This is a genomic window from Actinocatenispora thailandica (genome assembly GCF_016865425.1).
GTDB lineage: Bacteria > Actinomycetota > Actinomycetes > Mycobacteriales > Micromonosporaceae > Actinocatenispora > Actinocatenispora thailandica.
In genome coordinates, this window is the sequence record NZ_AP023355.1 from 2,357,908 (window position 1) to 2,375,709 (window position 17,802).

Consider the following 17,802-nt stretch of genomic DNA (forward strand, 5'->3'; position numbering starts at 1 on the left):
GGGCGGGTGCGTGGTGCGGGTCGGTCAGTAGACCGTGACGCCGTAGGCGCTGGCGGCCTGCGGCAGTGGCTGGAAGAAGGTGGTACCGCCGGACGAGCAGTCGCCGCTGCCGCCGGAGGTGATGCCCAGCCCCTTGGACCCGTCGTACATCGGGCCGCCGGAGTCGCCCGGCTCGGCGCAGACGGTGGTCTGGATCAGGCCCCGCACGGTGCCGCCGCCGCCCGAGTAGTGCACGGTGACGTCCAGCGCGGTGACGGTGCCGCTGTGCGTACCGGACGTCGAGCCGGTGCGCTTGACCGACTCGCCGACGTACGCGTTCGCCGCGGTGAAGCCGCCGGGATGGCTCAGCGAGCTGTTGTCGTACCGGACCAGCGCGTAGTCGTGGCCGGGGAACGTGTAGCCGATCGTCGGCCCGATCAGCGTGCTGTGCCGGGAGTCGGAGTACCAGGTGTCCGCGACCTTGCCGCAGTGCCCGGCGGTGAGGAAGTAGTAGGTGCCGCCCTTGACCACGTTGAACCCGAGCGAGCAGCGGTACTGGCCGCCGTAGATGGCGGCCCCGGCGGACAGCAGCGGCCGGAACACGCCCGCCGTGCGGGTCACGCGGACGGCGCCGGTACTGCCGGCTGCCTTCCTGATCGTGGCGATCTCGGCGGCCGACACGGTGGCGTCGGCGGTGACCACGACCCGATGGGACGCGGTGTCGGTGTACCAGGCGATGCCGTCGACGCCGGTTCCGGCCACGGCGGCACGGACTCCGGCGAGTTGGCTGGCGGTGGGCTGAGACGGTGCCGCCGTGACGGCGCTGGGCAGGCTGAGCGCGGACGCCGCGGCGAGGCCGACGGCGGCGGCGAGGGTCCGGATCGTCCGGGCCAGGCGACGGGGGGCAGGGGAGATCGGCACGGGTTCCTCCTTCACGGTGCCGGGGCGGGGGGCTCGCCGCGGCTGGGGGTAGGACCGTCGTTGAATCCCGTTTCCCGTCATACGGTACTCGGAAGGAGACATTCCGCAAGAGTCTCCGTTTAGCCGAAAATCCCGTCGTATCGGGCGATACGGCGACCGGACCGGCTGGCGTGCCGCCGCGGCGGTCAGGCGGCGGGCAGGTCGCCCGGCGGGGCACCTCGAAACCGAGCATCCGGGCGATCGAGCGCAGCGGGATCCACCGCCACGCCGGCCGGTGCCGCGCCTCGTACACCACCTCGTACACCGCCTTGTCCAGCTCGTAGGCGCGCAGCAGGGCGCGGTGCCGATCGGGATCCAGGCCGGCGGCCCCCGCGTACCCGGCCGCGAACGCCGACCGGTTGCGCGTCGCCCACTCCTGCGCGCGGTACTCCAGCTGGTGGTCGGCGCCCTCGCCGACGAGCAGGTGCTCGGCGGCGTAGTCGAACGAGCGGAGCATCCCGGCGACGTCGCGCAGCGGCGAGTCCGGCAGCACCCGCTCGGCCAGCGGCTTGACCGGTTCGCCCTCGAAGTCGATCAGCAGCCAGCTGGTCGGGGTGCGCAGCGCCTGCCCGAGATGCAGGTCGCCGTGGATGCGCTGCACCGGGCACGGCGTCGCGACGTCGGCGACCGCGGTGAACTCGGCCCCGAGCGCGGCCGCGTACCGGGCCAGCTCCGGCACCGTGCGCACCGCCTCGGCGAGCCGGCCGATCATCGCCGCGGACAGGTCCGCCTGCCCGTCGGCGTCCCGCTGGCCGGCACCCAGCGCGGTGACCAGGTCGGTGTGCACCTGCGCGACCGCCTCGCCGAGCCGGCGCGCCTCGGCGGCGAAGTCGCCGCCCACCTCGTCGGCCCGCAGATCCGCCTCGGCGAACAGGTCCCGCACGCTCGCGGTCGCCATCGCCCAGCCGTCCGCGGCGTTCGCCGCGTAGGCCGACAGCATCCCGTACGACACGGCGGCGCCGAACAGCTCGCCGCCGATCTCGCCGAGCAACGGCGCCACGTGCGGGCAGCCGACCCGGCGCAGCGCCCGGTTCAGCTCCACGTCCGGGTTGGCACCCGGGGTGGGGCGGCGGAACAGCTTCAGGATCGACTCCTCGTCGAACACCACCGACGAGTTCGACTGCTCCACCTCGACCACCCGGCTGGGCAGGCCGCGAGCGATGACCGCGTCCGGCTCCGGCCGGAACGCCAGCCCGCCGTGGTGCTCGCCGCCGGCCAGCTCGTCGAGCAGCAGGTCCGCCAGCTCGTCGTCCCACAGCCCGGCGTACCCGACGTACCCGCCGACGGTCCCGATCCGGGTGTGCTCCAGCCGGTCCGGCAGCGCGGTGCGCCAGCCGACCAGCAGCTGGTAGCACTCCGGCTCGCCGGTCGCGTACTCCACCTCGACGACCAGGTGGTCCAGCCGCGGCTGCGCGTCGCCCAGCGGTACCGCCGACACCGGGGTCACCGCCTGCACCGCCCGGTGCTTGCCGGCGAACCAGCGCTGCTCGGGCAGCCAGCCGGCGAGCGCGGCGGCCAGCGCCTGCGCCCGATCGGTCGCGGCCCGCCCGCCGTCGGCGGTCACGACGTGACCTCGTCGCGCGGGCTGATCTGGAACCAGAAGAACCCGTGCCCGGGCAGCGTCAGCAGGTAGGGCAGCTCGCCGATCGGCGGGAACGGCACCAGCCCGGACAGCTCGATCGGCGCCCAGCCCTCCCACGGCCGCAGGTTCAGCTCGATCGGCTGCGGGAACCGGGACAGGTTGTTGACGCACAGCACCACGTCGTGGATCTCCGGTGAACTCTCGTCCCCGGGGTCGGCGTGCCCGCGGTACTCCCGCAGGTACGACAGCACCGACGGGTTGGAGCCGCCGAGGTCGTGGAAGTCGCCCAGCGCGAACGCCGGGTGCCGCTTGCGGATCTCGATCATCCGCCGGGTCCAGTGCAGCAGCGACGCCGACGAGTTGAGCTGCGACTCCACGTTGATCGCCTGGTACCCGTAGATCGGGTCCATGATCGTCGGCAGGTAGAGCCGGCCCGGGTTGGCCTGCGAGAAGCCGGCGTTGCGGTCCGGCGTCCACTGCATCGGGGTACGCACCGCGTCCCGGTCGCCGAGCCAGATGTTGTCGCCCATGCCGATCTCGTCGCCGTAGTACAGGATCGGCGAGCCGGGCAGCGACAGCAGCAGCGCGCTGAACAGCTCCAGCTGGTCGCGGTCGTTGTCCAGCAGCGGCGCGAGCCGGCGGCGGATGCCGATGTTGGCCCGCATCCGCGGATCCTTGGCGTACTCCCCGTACATGTAGTCGCGCTCGTCGTCGGTGACCATCTCCAGCGTCAACTCGTCGTGGTTGCGCAGGAAGATGCCCCACTGGCAGCCGGACGGGATCGCCGGCGTCTGCGCCATGATCTCCGAGATGGGGAACCGGGACTCGCGCCGGACCGCCATGAAGATGCGGGGCATCAGCGGGAAGTGGAACGCCATGTGGCACTCGTCGCCGCCGACGTCCGGGTCGCCGAAGTACTCCACCACGTCGGTCGGCCACTGGTTCGCCTCGGCCAGCAACACCCGGCCCGGGTACTCGTCCTCGACGACCTTGCGCACGTTGCGCAGGAACGCGTGCGTCTCCGGCAGGTTCTCGCAGTTCGTGTCGTCCCGCTCGAACAGGTACGGCACCGCGTCCAGCCGGAACCCGTCGATGCCCAGGTTCAGCCAGAACCGCAGCACCGACAGCATCTCCTCCTGCACCCGCGGGTTGTCGTAGTTGAGGTCCGGCTGGTGGGAGAAGAACCGGTGCCAGTAGAACTGCCGCCGCACCGGGTCGAACGTCCAGTTGGACTCCTCGGTGTCGACGAAGATGATCCGCGCCTCCGGGTACCGCTCGTCGGCGTCGGACCAGACGTAGAAGTCGCCGTAGTCGCCGTCCGGGTTGCGCCGCGACTCCTGGAACCACGGGTGCGCCTCGGAGGTGTGGTTCATCACCAGGTCGGTGATCACCCGGATTCCCCGCTGGTGCGCCTCGTCCAGCAGCAGGACGAAGTCCTCCACCGTGCCGAACTCCGGCAGTACCTGGTAGAAGTCGCTGATGTCGTAGCCGCCGTCACGCAGCGGCGAGGCGTAGAACGGGGGCAACCACAGGCAGTCGACGCCGAGCCAGGACAGGTAGTCCAGCTTCGCGGTCAGCCCGCGCAGGTCGCCGCAGCCGTCCGCCGACGAGTCGTTGAACGCCCGGACCAGCACCTCGTAGAAGACCGCCCGCTTGAACCAGTGCGGATCCGTCGGCAACGTCCGCGCCGAACGGAAGTCGTCCGGTACCGGATGCGACACCTGCCCGTCGGCGGTGACGTAACTGCCGTCGTCCGCGTCCGGAGTCCGCCGCCCGCCATCGGGGATGGCCTTGCCCGCCTCCAGGGGTCGCCGGAGGGTCGTCTCACTCACCGCGCACCTCGCGCTTCGCCGTTGTCGCTGTTGTCGTGTGGGTGGGGGGTGGGTGTGGCTCAGCCGTGGGGGTGCACGGTCAGCAGGTGGGCCGGCTGCTCGTACGGGTCGAGCCGGACCGTGTTGAACTGGCCCCAGTCGTACTCGGCGCCGGTCAGCTCGTCGCGCACGGCGAACCGGTCCGACCAGCCGACACCCAACGCCGGCAGCTCCAGTGCGGTGTTCCCCCACTGCACGTTGTGTGGGTCCAACGAGCAGACCACCAGGACGGTGTTGCCGCTCGCCGGATCGCGCTTGGAGAAGCACAGCACCGCGTCGTTGTCGACGTGGTGGAAGGTCAGGTTGCGCAGCTGCTGCAGGGCCGGACTGGCCCGCCGGACTGCGTTGAGCCGGGTGATCAGCGGCGCCAGGGTGTGCCCGGACGCCGCCGCGGCAGCCCAGTCTCGCGGCCGCAGCTGGTACTTCTCCGAGTCGAGGTACTCCTCGCTGCCGGGCGCCCGGGCGACGTGCTCGAACAGCTCGAAGCCGGAGTACACCCCCAGGACGGGGACATCGTCGCGGCCAGCACCGCGCGGATTGCGAACATCGCCGGGCCACCGTGTTGCAGGCTCGCGTGCAGGATGTCCGGGGTGTTCGGCCACAGGTTCGGCCGCATGAAGTCGGCACTGGCGACCAGGTCGGCGCCGAACTCGGTCAGCTCCGCCTTGCTGGTGCGCCAGGTGAAGTAGGTGTAGGACTGGGTGAAGCCGGCCTTCGCGAGCCCCTTCATCATGGCCGGCCGGGTGAACGCCTCGGCGAGGAACAGCACGTCCGGATGTGCCGCGTGCACCTGGTCGATCAGCCACTGCCAGAAGTTGACCGGCTTGGTGTGCGGGTTGTCCACCCGGAACACCTTCACCCCGTGCTCGATCCAGTGCGTCACCACCCGCAGGATCTCCGCCCGCAGCCCCTTCGGGTCCCGGTCGAAGTTGAGCGGGTAGATGTCCTGGTACTTCTTCGGCGGGTTCTCCGCGTAGGCGATGGACCCGTCGGCACGCTGGGTGAACCACTCCGGATGCTCCCGCACCCACGGGTGGTCCGGCGCGCACTGCAGCGCCAGGTCGAGCGCCACCTCCATGCCGAGCTCACGGGTGCGGGCGACGAAGGCGTCGAAATCGTCGAGGCTGCCCAGCTGCGGGTGCACCGCGTCGTGGCCGCCCTCGGCCGAACCGATCGCCCACGGCACGCCCGGATCGTCCGGCCCGGCGACCAGCGCGTTGTTGGCGCCCTTACGGTTGACCACCCCGATCGGGTGGATCGGCGGCAGGTAGACGATGTCGAAGCCCATGTCGGCGATCGCCGGCAACCGCTCCGCCGCCGTCTTGAAACTGCCGTGCTCCGGCCGGCCCTCGGCCGCGGGGTGGCCGGACTCCGAGCGCGGGAAGAACTCGTACCAGGAGCCGAACGCCGCCCGCGGCCGGTCCACCCAGACGGCCTGGCTGGACGAGCGGGACACCAGGTCGCGCACCGGGTGGTGCCACAGCAGCCGCTCCAGCGCCAGCGCCGGGGCGACCCGGTGCGCCAGGTCGGCACCCGTGTCTCGCAGCGCCAGCACCGCCTCGGTGACCCGCGGCCGGTCGTCCTTGGGCACCAGCCGGATCGCTCGCACCAGCACCTCGGCGCCGTCGGCGAGATCGTTCGCGAGGTCCTCGACGCCCTGACCGGCGTCGAGCTTCGCGACCACCGCATGCCGCCAGGTCCGGTACGGGTCGCTCCAGGCCTCGACGCAGTAACTCCAGCGGCCCATCAGGTCCGGCCTGATCTGCGCCGCCCACCGATCGGTGCCCGACCCGACCTCGGTCATCCGGGTGAAGGGCTGCTTGAGCCCGGCCGGGCTGCGCCAGACCACGGCGCAGCCGAGGGCGTCGTGGCCCTCCCGGTACACGGTTGCCGAGATCGTCATCCACTCGCCCACGACAGCCTTGGCCGGCGTCCGGCCACAGTCCACGACGGGGGAGACGGACTCGATGGGAATTCGTCCGGTCATCGGTGTCCACGGTATCCACCGACGTGCCGTTGCGCACTACGCCGCGCACATCTGTCCTCGCGATGTGTCGCACCGTTGCCTCGGCGGTCACGGCGTGGCCGCTTTCCCGCGGTGCCGACCGGTCAGGCGCGCCCGGATGCGGGCCGCGGACAGCGCCCCGCCGGGCGGCGGTCAGCTCGCCGCGATTTTCACCAGCGCGATGACGACGGCGATGATCGCCGCCAGCACGGCGACACCGATCCGGATCGCCAACCGGATCGCGAGCGTCCTGCCCACCCCGGCGGCGACCTCCCCGAACCGGCTGGAGCGCGGCTGCCCGAGCTGCATCGGCCGGTACGGGTCGTAGCCGGGCGGGCCGTACTGCGGGGCCGCACCCGGCGGCGGGTACGGTCCGCCCGCGGGCTGCTGCGAATACTGTGCTGGGTACTGCCCGGCGGCGGGCTGCTGCGGGTACGGGCCGGGAGGCATCGGTGCCCCGCCCGGCCCCGGATAGGGCGCCGCCGGGTGGAACTGGCCGCCCGGCGCCCCGGACATCGGCGCGGGCCCCTGCGGCGGCGCCTGCATCGGTGCGCCCGGCACCGGCTGACCGTACGGCGGGGGGTACTGCGGGTCGCCGGTCGGCGGGTAGGACATGACGTCTCCACGGACGGTCTTCGCACTGACCGTGTCACGCTACCGCGCGCCGACAACCAGCCGGACGCGCCAGTCCGGTGGCGTGCCCGGGGCAGGCCGGGCGGGCACTCGCCCCAGCGGGCGGGGTGGGCGCGTCGGGCGGGCGCCCTCGGTAGCGCCGTCGCGGCCGGGCAGGCCGGGCAGCGCTACCGGCGCAGCGCCGCCGAGGCGTCCTCGGCGGCCGGCGCGCCGCGCAGCCCGTCGGTCAGCTTCCCGGCATCGAGCCGGCGCTCGGCGATGTAGTAGAGCACCGCGCCGGCGGGCAGCACGGTCCGTACCGACGGGTTGACCAGCAGCCCGTCGGCGGAACGCGCCGCGAGCAGGGTCGCCTGGTGGCGCTGGTTGAGCAGCGTGCGGCAGCGGTCCACGGGAACCCGGCCCAGCGTGTCGGGCAGCGCCACGGAGTAGGTGTTGGCGCCGCCGTGCGTCATCAGCTCCGCGTACACGTCGGAGATGCCGGGCGAGGTCAGCTCCTCGGTGATCATGCGCGGCGCGTGCCACTGCACGCAGCGGATCGCGGCGTCGACGTAGCCGAACAGCGGCGCGCGCGCCATGTCGCGCAGCGTCACCACCAGGTGCGACCCCCGGTACACGTGGTCGACGGCGACCGCGACCGCCAGCGCCTCGTTGTCGTCGTGGGCGTCGACCAGCACGGTCCGGGCCCGGTGCACCCCGCGCGCCGGAGCACCTGGCCGTCGGTCGGGTCGCCACGCACGAACTCGACCGGCCGCTCCGGCATCGGGTGGCTGGTCACCTCCTCCCAGGTGCACAGCACCACCGACGCGGCGTCGTCGGCGAGCAGCTGTCCCACGATGCGCTCGGTCCGCCCCGGCGTGTACCCGATCAGCACGATGTGTTGGGCGAGGCTCACTGTGATGGCTCCCTGCGTCCGACGTCCCCGTAGCTGCTCCAGCGCCGCGACCAGGTTGGTGAACACGGTGGTCAGCGCCGCGATGCCGCCGAGGATGACATAGCCGCCGACGAGTCGGCCGAGCGCCGTCTCGGGTGTCATGTCGCCGTAACCGACCGTCGCCGCGGTCACCGTGAAGTACCACCAGTAGTTGGCCGGGCGCACCAACGCGCTGCCGGCCGGCTCGGCCACCGCCATCAGCGGCCAGCTCGTGCCGAACACGAACAACACGACGACCACCGGCGTTGCCCACTTGCGCAGGAACGTCAGTCGGGTCAGCAGGCGATAGACGAACAGCGGCACCAGACATCCCATTGATCGGATCGGTCCCACCATAACGACCGGCCGCCCGCGCGGGCCAACCCCCGCCGCCCGGCGGCGGCCCGCCCGTCAGCCGGCGAGCAGCGCCTCGGCCGCGGCCCGGGCGTTGGCCGGTCCGGCGCCGAACGTGGCGAGATAACCGACCGCGTGCGGCGGACGCCACGCCGGCCAGCCCATCTCCACCACGACCACCTGCGGGTGGGCGGCGGTGATCTGCTCGATCACCTCGCGGATCCGGGCGTGCCGGTGGGTGTCCCGGCTGACCAGGATCAGCGGCCCGCCGGCGGCCCGGCGGGCCAGTCCGCCCACGTCGATGGGTTCGTCCGACAGCGGTCGCAGCCGGACCAGGTCGGCCGGTGCGTCCGCCGCCTCCAGGTACGGCAGCAGCCCCCAGGGCACCTCGCCGACGGCGATCGTCGGCGGCGCGTCCAGCTCGACGATCAGCGGTCGCGGCGAGCGGGGGAGCGCACCGTAGACGCGCAGCGCGCGGCGGGCCGCGGCGAGGCCGATCCCGTCCGGTACCGGCGCCCGGGTGGAGCCGGTACCGGCCCGGGTGGCGGCGGCCAGCACCGCGGACCGGCGGGCGGCGTCGGCGAGTCGTTCGGCGGCGAGCCGGCCGTCGCCCACCGCGGCGACGATCGCCGCGACCGTCGTCTCGACCAGCTCCTCGGTGATCTTCGCACCCAGGCAGAGCAGGTCGGCGCCGGCGGCGAGCGACCGGACCGCGGCGCTACCCATCCCGGCGTCACCGCCCGCGCCGCCCATCTCCAGCGCATCGGTGATGATCGCGCCGCCGAAGCCCAGCTCGCCGCGCAGCAGATCGCCCAGCGCGGCCCGGCTGAAGGTGGCCGGCAGGGCACCGGTCAGCGCCGGTACCCGCAGGTGCGCGGTCATGATCGCCGGGGCGCCGGCTCCGATCGCGGCAGCGAACGGTGGCAGGTCGCGTGCCCGCAGCACCGACATCGGCGCGTCGACCACCGGTACCGCCTCGTGCGAGTCGACCCGGGTCGCGCCGTGACCGGGGAAGTGCTTGGCGCAGGCGGCGACCCCGGCGTCGCCGAGCCCGCGGACCGCGGCGACGGTGTGCGCGGCGACCCGGGCCGGGTCGGTACCGAACGAACGGGTACCGATGACCGGGTTGTCCGGCGCCGAGTTCACGTCGACGGTCGGGGCGAGATCGAGGGTGATGCCCAGCGCGGCGAGCTCGCCGCCGAGCGCCGCGTACACCTGGCGGGTCAGGTTCTCGTCGTCGACCGCGCCCAGCGCCGCGTTGCCGGGGTAGCGGGACCCGGACGTGTAGCCGAGCCGGGTGACGTCACCGCCCTCCTCGTCGAGCGCGACGATCAGTTCCGGCCGGCCCGCCCGCAGCGTCGAGATCAGCCCGGTGACCTGGGATTCGTCCACGATGTTGTGGCCGAACAGGACCACCCCGCCGAGCCCCTCGTCGCCCAGCCGGCGCACCCAGTCCGGCGCGGTGGCGGCCGGGAACGCGGCGAGCAGGGTGCGCAGCGCCTGGCTGCGTAGCGACTCGCTCATCGCCGTTCCTCCTTTGTCGGAACGGCGATGAGGCACCGGGTCGCGCGATACCCATGATTCGCTCGCTGGCGCCGGCTCATCGCCGTTCCTCCTTTGTCGGAACGGCGATGAGGCACCGGGTCGCGCGATACCCATGATTCGCTCGCTGGCGCCGGCTCATCGCCGTTCCTCCTTTGTCGGAACGGCGATGAGACACGGGGTCGCGCGATACCCATGATTCGCTCGCTGGCGCCGGCTCATCGCCGTTCCTCCTTTGTCGGAACGGCGATGAGACACGGGGTCGCGCGATACCCATGATTCGCTCGCTGGCGCTCGCTCATTGGTTGCCGGCCTTTCGGTTGCCCACTGGTGTCACCCCTTGACCGCGCCGGCGGTCAGGCCGCTGGCGACGTGTCGTTGGATGACGGCGAAGAAGACGACGACGGGCAGCGCCATCATCGTGGCGCCCGCCATCAGCGCCCCGTAGTCGACGCCGTGCGCGGAGACGAACGACACCAGCCACACCGGCAGCGTCTCCTTCTGCTGGTCGGACAGCAGCACGTAGGCCATGATGTACTCGTTCCAGGACTGGATCAGCGCGTAGATCGAGGTCGCCACCAGGCCGGGAAACACCAGCGGCAACACGATCCGGAAGAACGCCTGCAGCCGGGTGCAGCCATCGACCATCGCCGCCTCCTCCAGCTCGGCCGGCACCCCGGCGACGAAACCGCGCAGCGTCCAGATGCTGAACGGCAGGACGAACGCGAGGTAGGTCAGGACCACCCCGGACAGCTTGTTGACCTGGTCGATCGAGTTGAGCATCAGGTAGAGCGGGATGATCAGCGCGGACATCGGCACCATCTGCACGACCAGGATGGCGAAGATGAACGCGCGCCGCCCGTACCACCGGAAGCGGGCGATGGCGACCGCCGCGAGCAGCGCCAGCACCAACGCGATGATCATCGTACTGAACGCGATGACCACGCTGTTGCCCAACGCGTCGGCGAAGTGCGGCGCGTGCACGGCGCGGGAGAAGTTCGCCAGGGTGGGATGCAGCGTGGCGAAGTGCGGGGTGTAGGTCATCAGCTCGTCGCCCGGTTTGAACGCGGTCAGCACCATCCAGTAGACCGGGAAGATCAGCACGACCGAGGCGACGATCCCGATGGTGTTGGCGGCGATCCGGCCGCCCCCGCGGCGGCCGCGCCGAGCTCGCGTGCTGGGTTGACTGGCCATCAGTCGATCTCCCCCTGGCGCAGGCTCTGCCGGATGTAGAACACCGTGAAGATCAGCAGCAGCAGCACCGTGATCACCGCGATGGCGGCGCCCAGGCTGTACTCGTTGACGCCGAACGCCCGCACGAACGAGTAGACCCCGAGCGTCTGGTACTGCGGTTCCGGCCGGCCGCCGCGCGCCACCCAGACCTGGTTGAACACCTGGAAATCCCAGATCACCGACAGCACCGTGACGATCGTGTAGATCGGCCGCAGGATCGGGTAGGTGACCCGGAAGAAGATCTGCCGGCTGTTCGCGCCGTCGACCCGGGCCGCCTCCTCCAACTCCTTCGGCACCTGCGAGATGCCGGCGTAGAGGGTGATCGCGACGAACGGGATCGCGCCCCACACCACGATCATGGTGATCACGCCGAACCCGGAGATCGTGTTCGCGTACCAGTCGTGCCCGTTCATGTCGACCCCGGGCAGCCGTCCGACCAGCCAGTTCACCACGCCGAACTCGTAGTCGAACAGCCAGTTGAACACCAGCGTGGACACCACCTGCGGCATCGCCCAGACGCAGATCAGCACCACGGTGAGGAGCAGCCGGCACCATCGCGACGCCGCCCGCATCACCAGCGCGAGGCCGGTGGCCAGCACCAGCGTCAGGGCCACGTTCGCGGCGGTGAACGCCACGGTGCGCAGCACCACGAGGTAGAAGTCGGGGTCGGAGAGGATCTTCGCGTAGTTGCCGAGGCCGATGAACGGCGCCGGCAGGCCGCTGAACAGCTCCCGCTGGGTCAGGTCCTGCACCGACAGCAGCGCGAGCTTGACCAGCGGGTAGCCCTGCACCCCGGCCAGCACCAGCACGGTCGGCAGGATCAGCAGGTAACCGATGGTCCTGGGGGCGAGGCGGCGCCGGCGGCGCGGTGGCGACCCCGGCGGTGCCGCACCGGCCGCCTCGGCCGGCGCCTGGGTGTACGCGGTCATGCTGCTCCCTGCGGTGAGTGCGGTGCGCCGGTCCGGCCCGGCGGGGGAGGCTCGCCGGGCCGGACCGACCTCGGGGGGTGTGCCGGGCCGACCCGATCGGAGGCAATCGGGCCGTCCCGGCGGGCGCGGTCGGGTCAGGAACCGTTGAGCGCCTGCTCGACCTGCTGGTTCATCTGCTTGCAGGCGTCCGCGACGCTCTTCTTCCCGGTGGCGATGTCGGACAGGCCGTTCTGCAGGATGGAGCTCTTCTCGACCTTCGGCCAGCCGGTGGAGATCGGCACCATCCAGCTGTCGGTGGCCGACGAGGCGGCCGCGGCCAGCGCCGGGTCGGACTTGGCCTGGGCCAGCAGCGTGGTGGTGTTCGGCACGTTGCCGGCCTTCATCAGCAGCTTCTCGTTGGACTGCGAGGTCATCGCCGCGGTCCAGGCCGCCGCCCAGTCCGGGTGCTGGCTCTTCGCCGTGATGGCGAGGTCCGAGCCGCCGGCGAACGACTGCATGGCCTCCTTGCCGGAGCCGCTGGGCATCGCGAAGCTGCCGATGGAGTCCTTCAGCTTCGGGTTGCCGCCGTTACCGTCGGCCGACACGCTGGCGCCCTCCCAGCCCAGGCCGTACATCATCGCCACGTGGCCCTGGGCCATCACCGTGTACTGCTGGGGGTTGGCCTCGTCGCTGGTCTTGCTGGCCGCCGACAGCTGGTCGGACAGCGCCTTCCACTGGGTCAGGCCCTTGATCGCGGCCGGCGAGTCGAGTCCGCCGACCCACTTGCCGCCCTTCTTGGTGGCGATGGTGCCGCCCGCGTCCTGCACGAACGACATCGCCGAGTACCAGAACTTGCCGGGCATGTAGAACGCGGAGAACTTCGGGTCGCTGCCGTACTTCTTGTTCAGCTTGCCGCCGTCGGTCATCAGCTCGGCGAGCGTCTTCGGCGGGGCGCCGATGCCGGCCTTGGCGAACATGTCCTTGCGGTAGAACACGATCCGGCTGCCCGAGTAGTAGGGGACGCAGTAGACCTTGCCCTCGTAGGTGCAGGAGGCGGCGAGGCCGGAGTTCCAGTTGGCCGAGTCGGCGAACAGGTTCTTCGAGTCGGTCAGGTCCCGGAACGCGCCGTTGGCGAGGTACGAGGTCGTCTCGGTGTCGCCCATCTCGACCACGTCCGGCACGTGCTTGCCGGTCAGGGCCGCGTCCAACTTGGTCAGGTGATCGTTCCAGGCCTGGTAGCTGACCTTGACCGTGACCTTCGGGTACTTCTTGTGGAACGAGGTGGTGGCGGCCTTGACCGCGTTGGGCCAGCTGGACTGCGCGTCGACCTGCAGCCAGACGGTGAGCGTGCCGGTCGCGTTCTTGTCGCCCTTGGTGTCGATCTTGCCGGTACTGCCGGCGGCGCCGCTGCCGTTGCCGCAGGCCGTGGTCGCCAGCGTGGCTCCCAGCAGAACCGCGGCCAGTCCGGCCGCGGCCATCAGCCGATGTTTCACGCATCCTCCCTGGATGTGGTGCGCTCGGGCGGTTCCCGCCGGCGCGCTCGTCGGTCGGGTCGCGGCGTTCGCCGCTGCCGGCTGCCCGGTCGGCGACCGGTACGGGCGTGGTTGACCGGGGCGCTGTGCAGCGCACGGCGCCCGCGGTCAACCGGCGCTCTAAGCTGGCGGGTGTCCCTTAGGGGCCTTAACAAAAAGGACTGTCGGCGCCTGTCGACTCAGAACGACGCTGCCGGCGTGGTCGGCACGAGCGCACCGGCACCCGGTATGCGCTCGCACCTCCGCCTTGGCAGGCCTGCCCTGAGCCTCGACAGCCGTCCGACGCCTTCCTGTTCGGACCCCTGAGGGAATCTAATAGGAAAGTTTCCTAAAGACTAGAGGACGAATGGTGATGAGTCGACGCCGACAGCCCGGCACGCCGCGGTTGTTACGAGCTCTTAATGACCGCGCTGCCCTCGAACTGCTGCTCGCGCACGGCCCGCTGACCCGGGCCAAGCTCGGCGAGCTGACCGGGCTGTCGAAGGTCACCGCGTCCCAGCTGGTCGAACGGTTGGAACAGCGCGGCCTGGTCGAACGGGTCGGCGTGTCCGCGGGCGGCCGCGGCCCGAACGCCCAGCTCTACGCGGTCGTGCCGTCCGCGGCGTACGTGGTGGGCATGGCGATCGGTCCGCACGGCGTCACCGCGCAGGCCGCCGACCTCACCGGCGCCGAACACGGCCGGATCGAGGTCGCCGCCGACATCTCCGACGACCCGGTCGGGCTGGTGCACGAGGTGCTCGCACAGGCGGCGAAGGCGGCCGAGGTGCCCGTCGGGAAGATCCGGCACGTGGTACTCGGATCGCCCGGCGTGATCGACCCGCGCTCCGGTGAGGTGTCGTTCTCCTGGGAACTGCCGCGCTGGCACCGCGGCCTGCTCGCCGCGCTCACCGCCGACCTGAACCGGCCGGTCCGCATCGTCAACGACGTGAACCTGGCCGCCGTCGCCGAACACCAGCTCGGCGCCGGCGCCGGCGTGGACGACTTCGTCCTGCTGTGGTGCGACCGCGGGATGGGTGTCGGCGTGATGCTCGACGGGCGGCTCTACCAGGGCGTACTCGGCGCCGCTGGCGAGGTCGGCTACCTTCCCGTGCCGGGCGTCGAGCTGGTGCACGGGGTCACCCGGGCGCACAAGGCGCCGTACAGTGCGCTCGCCGGGGCCGAGCCGATCCGGGCGCTGGCCCGCGAACACGGCTTCCGGCAGCGCACCGCCGCCGCCGCGGTGGCCGCCGCGGTCGCCGACCCGGGCCAGGGCGGGCCACTGCTGGACGAGATCGCCCGGCGCATCGCCCTCGGCGCCGCCGCCGTGTCGGTGGTGCTCGACCCCGGCCTGGTGGTGCTCGCCGGCGAGGTCGGTTCGGCCGGCGGCGACGAGCTCGCCGCCCGGGTCGAGCGCGAGGTGCGCGAGCTGGCGCCGGTCGCGCCGCGGGTCGTCGGTACCACCATCGCCGCCGACCCGGTGCTGCACGGTGCCGTGCTGACCGCGCTGGAGTCGGCGCGGGAGGAGATCTTCGAGGGCAACGACGCCGACGACGCCGAGCCGGATCCCGCGCCGTGACGCCGCGACGTACTTTCTGGTCCGTCACCGCGACCCGATCTGGCGTGCCTCGGGCGTTTCGGCCCGTCCGGCGGCGCCCAGCCGGTACTGTCCAGAACCCGTGAGAGCGCTCCGAAGGTTCACGGTCCGAGCCACCCTGCCCGAGCCGCTGGCCGCCCTGGACGACATTGCCGTCAACCTGCGCTGGGCCTGGCATCCGCCCACCCGCGACCTGTTCGCCGCGGTCGATCCGGCCGGCTGGCAGGCCGTCGGTCAGGACCCGGTCCGGCTGCTGGCGCAGGTGTCGGCGCCGCGGCTCGCCCAACTCGCGGACGACGAGCAGTTCCGGCTGCGGCTCGACGCGGTGCACGCCGACCTGCACCGCTACCTGACCGAACCCCGCTGGTACCAGACGCTGCCGGCCGACGTGCCGGACGCGATCGCGTACTTCTCGCCGGAGTTCGGCATCACCGAGACGCTGCCGCAGTACTCCGGCGGGCTCGGCATCCTGGCCGGTGACCACCTGAAGGCGGCGAGCGACCTGGGCGTGCCGATCCTCGGTGTCGGGTTGCTCTACCGCGCGGGCTACTTCACCCAGGGGCTGACCGCGGACGGCTGGCAGACCGAGCAGTACCCGACGCTGGATCCCGGCCGGTTGCCGCTGGACCTGCTGCGCGACGCCGCCGGGGTGCCGGTCGTCATCGGCGTCGGGCTGCCGGAGGGCCGGCAGCTGCGGGCGCAGATCTGGCAGGCCCACGTCGGCCGGGTGACGCTGCTGCTGCTCGACAGCGACGTGCCGGACAACGGCCCCGCCGAACGCGCCGTCACCGACCGGCTCTACGGCGGTGGCGTCGACCACCGGCTGGTCCAGGAGGCGCTGCTGGGCATCGGCGGCATCCGGGCGGTACGGGCCTGGTGCCGGGTCACCGGTGCGCCCGAGCCGGAGGTGTACCACACCAACGAGGGCCATGCCGGCTTCCTCGGGCTGGAACGCATCCGGGAACTCGTCGAGTCGGCCGACGTCGACTTCGACACCGCGCTGCGGATCGTCCGGTCCGGCACGGTGTTCACCACCCACACCCCGGTACCGGCGGGCATCGACCGGTTCCCGCGCGAGACGATCGCGCGGTTCTTCGGCGGTGACAACGCGAGCCCCGGCCTGCCGGCCGACCGGATCCTCGCGCTCGGCGCCGAGACCGACCCGGCCGTGTTCAACATGGCGCACATGGGGCTGCGGCTGGCGCAGCACGCCAACGGCGTGTCCGCGCTGCACGGCCGGGTCAGCCGGGAGATGTTCGCCTCGCTGTGGCCGGGCTTCGACGTCGCCGAGGTGCCCATCACCTCGGTCACCAACGGCGTGCACGGCGGTACCTGGGTGTCTCGTCCGGGGTGGCAGCTGGCGCAGCGCGCGGGCGTGGACACCTCGGAGTCCGCCGCCGCGCAGACCCCGTACGAGACCGACGCGTTCGCGAAGGTCGCCGCGATGCCGGACGCCGACCTGTGGGCGGTGCGCCGCGAGTTGCGCGCCGACCTGGTCGCCGAGGTACGCCGCCGGTTGCGGGCTTCGGCGTTGCGCCGGGGTGCCACCGAGGCCGAACTCGGCTGGGTGTCCGACGCTCTCGACGAGGACACGCTGACCATCGGGTTCGCCCGCCGGGTGCCGAGCTACAAGCGGCTGACCCTGATGCTCGCCGACCGGGCCCGGCTGGAGCGGTTGCTGACCGCCACCGACCGGCCGGTGCAGATCGTGATCGCCGGCAAGGCGCACCCGGCGGACGAGGGCGGCAAGCGGCTGATCCAGGAGATGGTCGGGTTCGCCGACGATCCCCGGCTGCGCCGCCGCATCGTGTTCCTGCCCGACTACGACATGCGGCTGGCCCGCCATCTCGTCGCCGGCTGCGACGTGTGGCTGAACAACCCGCAGCGACCGCTGGAGGCCTGCGGTACCTCCGGGATGAAGTCGGCGCTCAACGGTGGGCTCAACCTGTCCATCCGGGACGGCTGGTGGGACGAGCTGTACGACGGCCGCAACGGCTGGGCGATCCCCACCGCGGCCGGCGTCGCCGACCCCGGCCGGCGCGACGCGCTGGAGGCCGGTGCCCTGTACGAGCTGCTCGAACAGCAGGTGGTACCGCTGTTCTACGCGCGCGGCGCGGACGGGGTGCCCACCGGCTGGGTGGAGGCGGTCCGGCACACCCTGACCACGCTCGGCCCGCGGGTGCTCGCCGGCCGGATGCTCGCCGAGTACGTGGAGCGGCTCTACCTGCCGGCGGCGGTGGCGTCCCGCCGGATGGCCGCGGACGGCGGCGCACCGGGCCGTGAGCTCGCCGAGTTCGCCGGCCGGGCCACCGCCGCGTGGCCCGGCGTCGCGGTCGACCAGGTCGAGGTCGACGAGCAGGCCGTCGCGGCGCTCGGCGGGGTGCTGCGGGTCCGGGCCCGGGTCCGGCTCGACCGGCTGTCCCCGGACGAGGTGCAGGTCCAGGTGTGTACCGGTGCCCTCGGTGAGGACGGCTCGGACGAGCTGACCGCGGTGTCGACCGAGCCGATGCGGGTGGTCGACGGCGATGGCGACGGCTACCGCTACGTCGCGGACGTCCCGCTGACCCGCGCGGGCGCCGCCGGCTGCACGGTGCGGGTGCTGCCCGCTCATCCGCTGCTCGCCAGCCCGACGGATCTGCCCCTGATCCGCTACCCGGACCAGTCCTGACGCCGCCGTCCCTTCCGCTCGCCGCGCGTGGCTCCCGCCATCGGGTTAAAGT

General features: G+C 72.1%; 13 protein-coding genes and 1 pseudogene. 2 read left to right on the top strand and 12 right to left on the bottom strand.

Annotation, left to right across the window (positions count from 1 at the left end; all coding sequences use genetic code 11):
• Positions 1-24 precede the first annotated feature (24 nt).
• The 12 genes and pseudogenes from Athai_RS10445 to Athai_RS10495 all read right to left on the bottom strand — a co-directional run bounded on the left by Athai_RS10445 (position 25) and on the right by Athai_RS10495 (position 13,470).
• Positions 25-900: a S1 family peptidase gene (locus tag Athai_RS10445; RefSeq protein WP_239156850.1), complete on the bottom strand. Its 876-nt coding sequence runs from the start codon at positions 898-900 to the stop codon at positions 25-27.
• 1,348 nt (positions 901-2,248) lie between these two features.
• Positions 2,249-2,503: pseudogene (locus Athai_RS35050) on the bottom strand (maltokinase N-terminal cap-like domain-containing protein); the annotation flags it as partial.
• The gene (gene treS / locus Athai_RS10455; RefSeq protein WP_239156851.1) at positions 2,500-4,353 is read right to left on the bottom strand and encodes a maltose alpha-D-glucosyltransferase; all 1,854 of its coding nucleotides are present in this window, start codon (positions 4,351-4,353) and stop codon (positions 2,500-2,502) included. The gene treS and the pseudogene Athai_RS35050, both read right to left, overlap by 4 nt.
• 59 nt (positions 4,354-4,412) lie before the next feature.
• Positions 4,413-4,664 carry a hypothetical protein gene (locus Athai_RS35470; protein WP_476692258.1) on the bottom strand — a complete coding sequence of 84 codons (252 nt, stop codon included), beginning with the start codon at positions 4,662-4,664 and terminating at the stop codon, positions 4,413-4,415.
• 86 nt (positions 4,665-4,750) lie between these two features.
• Positions 4,751-6,379: a maltotransferase domain-containing protein gene (locus Athai_RS10460; RefSeq protein ID WP_476692251.1), complete on the bottom strand. Its 1,629-nt coding sequence runs from the start codon at positions 6,377-6,379 to the stop codon at positions 4,751-4,753.
• Positions 6,380-6,550: 171 nt separating this feature from the next.
• Positions 6,551-7,012, bottom strand: coding sequence for a hypothetical protein (locus Athai_RS10465; protein WP_203961324.1), 462 nt, complete (start codon positions 7,010-7,012; stop codon positions 6,551-6,553).
• 185 nt (positions 7,013-7,197) lie between these two features.
• On the bottom strand, positions 7,198-7,704 hold the full coding sequence (locus Athai_RS10470) for a hypothetical protein (RefSeq protein ID WP_203961325.1): 507 nt from the start codon (positions 7,702-7,704) through the stop codon (positions 7,198-7,200).
• Positions 7,617-8,276, bottom strand: coding sequence for an ion channel (locus Athai_RS10475; RefSeq protein WP_203961326.1), 660 nt, complete (start codon positions 8,274-8,276; stop codon positions 7,617-7,619). Before Athai_RS10475 ends, Athai_RS10470 begins: the two co-directional genes overlap by 88 nt.
• A gap of 75 nt (positions 8,277-8,351) precedes the next feature.
• Complete coding sequence (locus Athai_RS10480; RefSeq protein ID WP_203961327.1) at positions 8,352-9,818, bottom strand: glycoside hydrolase family 3 protein; 1,467 nt, start codon at positions 9,816-9,818, stop codon at positions 8,352-8,354.
• 351 nt (positions 9,819-10,169) lie between these two features.
• Entirely contained in the window at positions 10,170-11,030 is an 861-nt protein-coding gene (locus Athai_RS10485; protein WP_203961328.1) for a carbohydrate ABC transporter permease, read from the bottom strand.
• Positions 11,030-11,998, bottom strand: a complete 969-nt coding sequence (locus Athai_RS10490; RefSeq protein ID WP_203961329.1) for a carbohydrate ABC transporter permease — start codon at positions 11,996-11,998, stop codon at positions 11,030-11,032. The genes Athai_RS10485 and Athai_RS10490 overlap by 1 nt, the downstream gene beginning before the upstream one ends.
• Positions 11,999-12,132: 134 nt before the next feature.
• Positions 12,133-13,470: an extracellular solute-binding protein gene (locus Athai_RS10495; protein WP_203961330.1), complete on the bottom strand. Its 1,338-nt coding sequence runs from the start codon at positions 13,468-13,470 to the stop codon at positions 12,133-12,135.
• A 391-nt stretch (positions 13,471-13,861) separates the two neighbouring features.
• Here Athai_RS10495 and Athai_RS10500 point away from each other — a divergent pair, with 391 nt between their 5' ends.
• Both Athai_RS10500 and glgP read left to right on the top strand, forming a co-directional pair.
• Positions 13,862-15,064 (top strand): ROK family transcriptional regulator, encoded by a 1,203-nt coding sequence (locus tag Athai_RS10500; RefSeq protein WP_203961331.1) that lies wholly within the window; start codon positions 13,862-13,864, stop codon positions 15,062-15,064.
• A gap of 100 nt (positions 15,065-15,164) precedes the next feature.
• Positions 15,165-17,750: an alpha-glucan family phosphorylase gene (gene glgP, locus Athai_RS10505; protein WP_203961332.1), complete on the top strand. Its 2,586-nt coding sequence runs from the start codon at positions 15,165-15,167 to the stop codon at positions 17,748-17,750.
• Positions 17,751-17,802 lie beyond the last annotated feature (52 nt).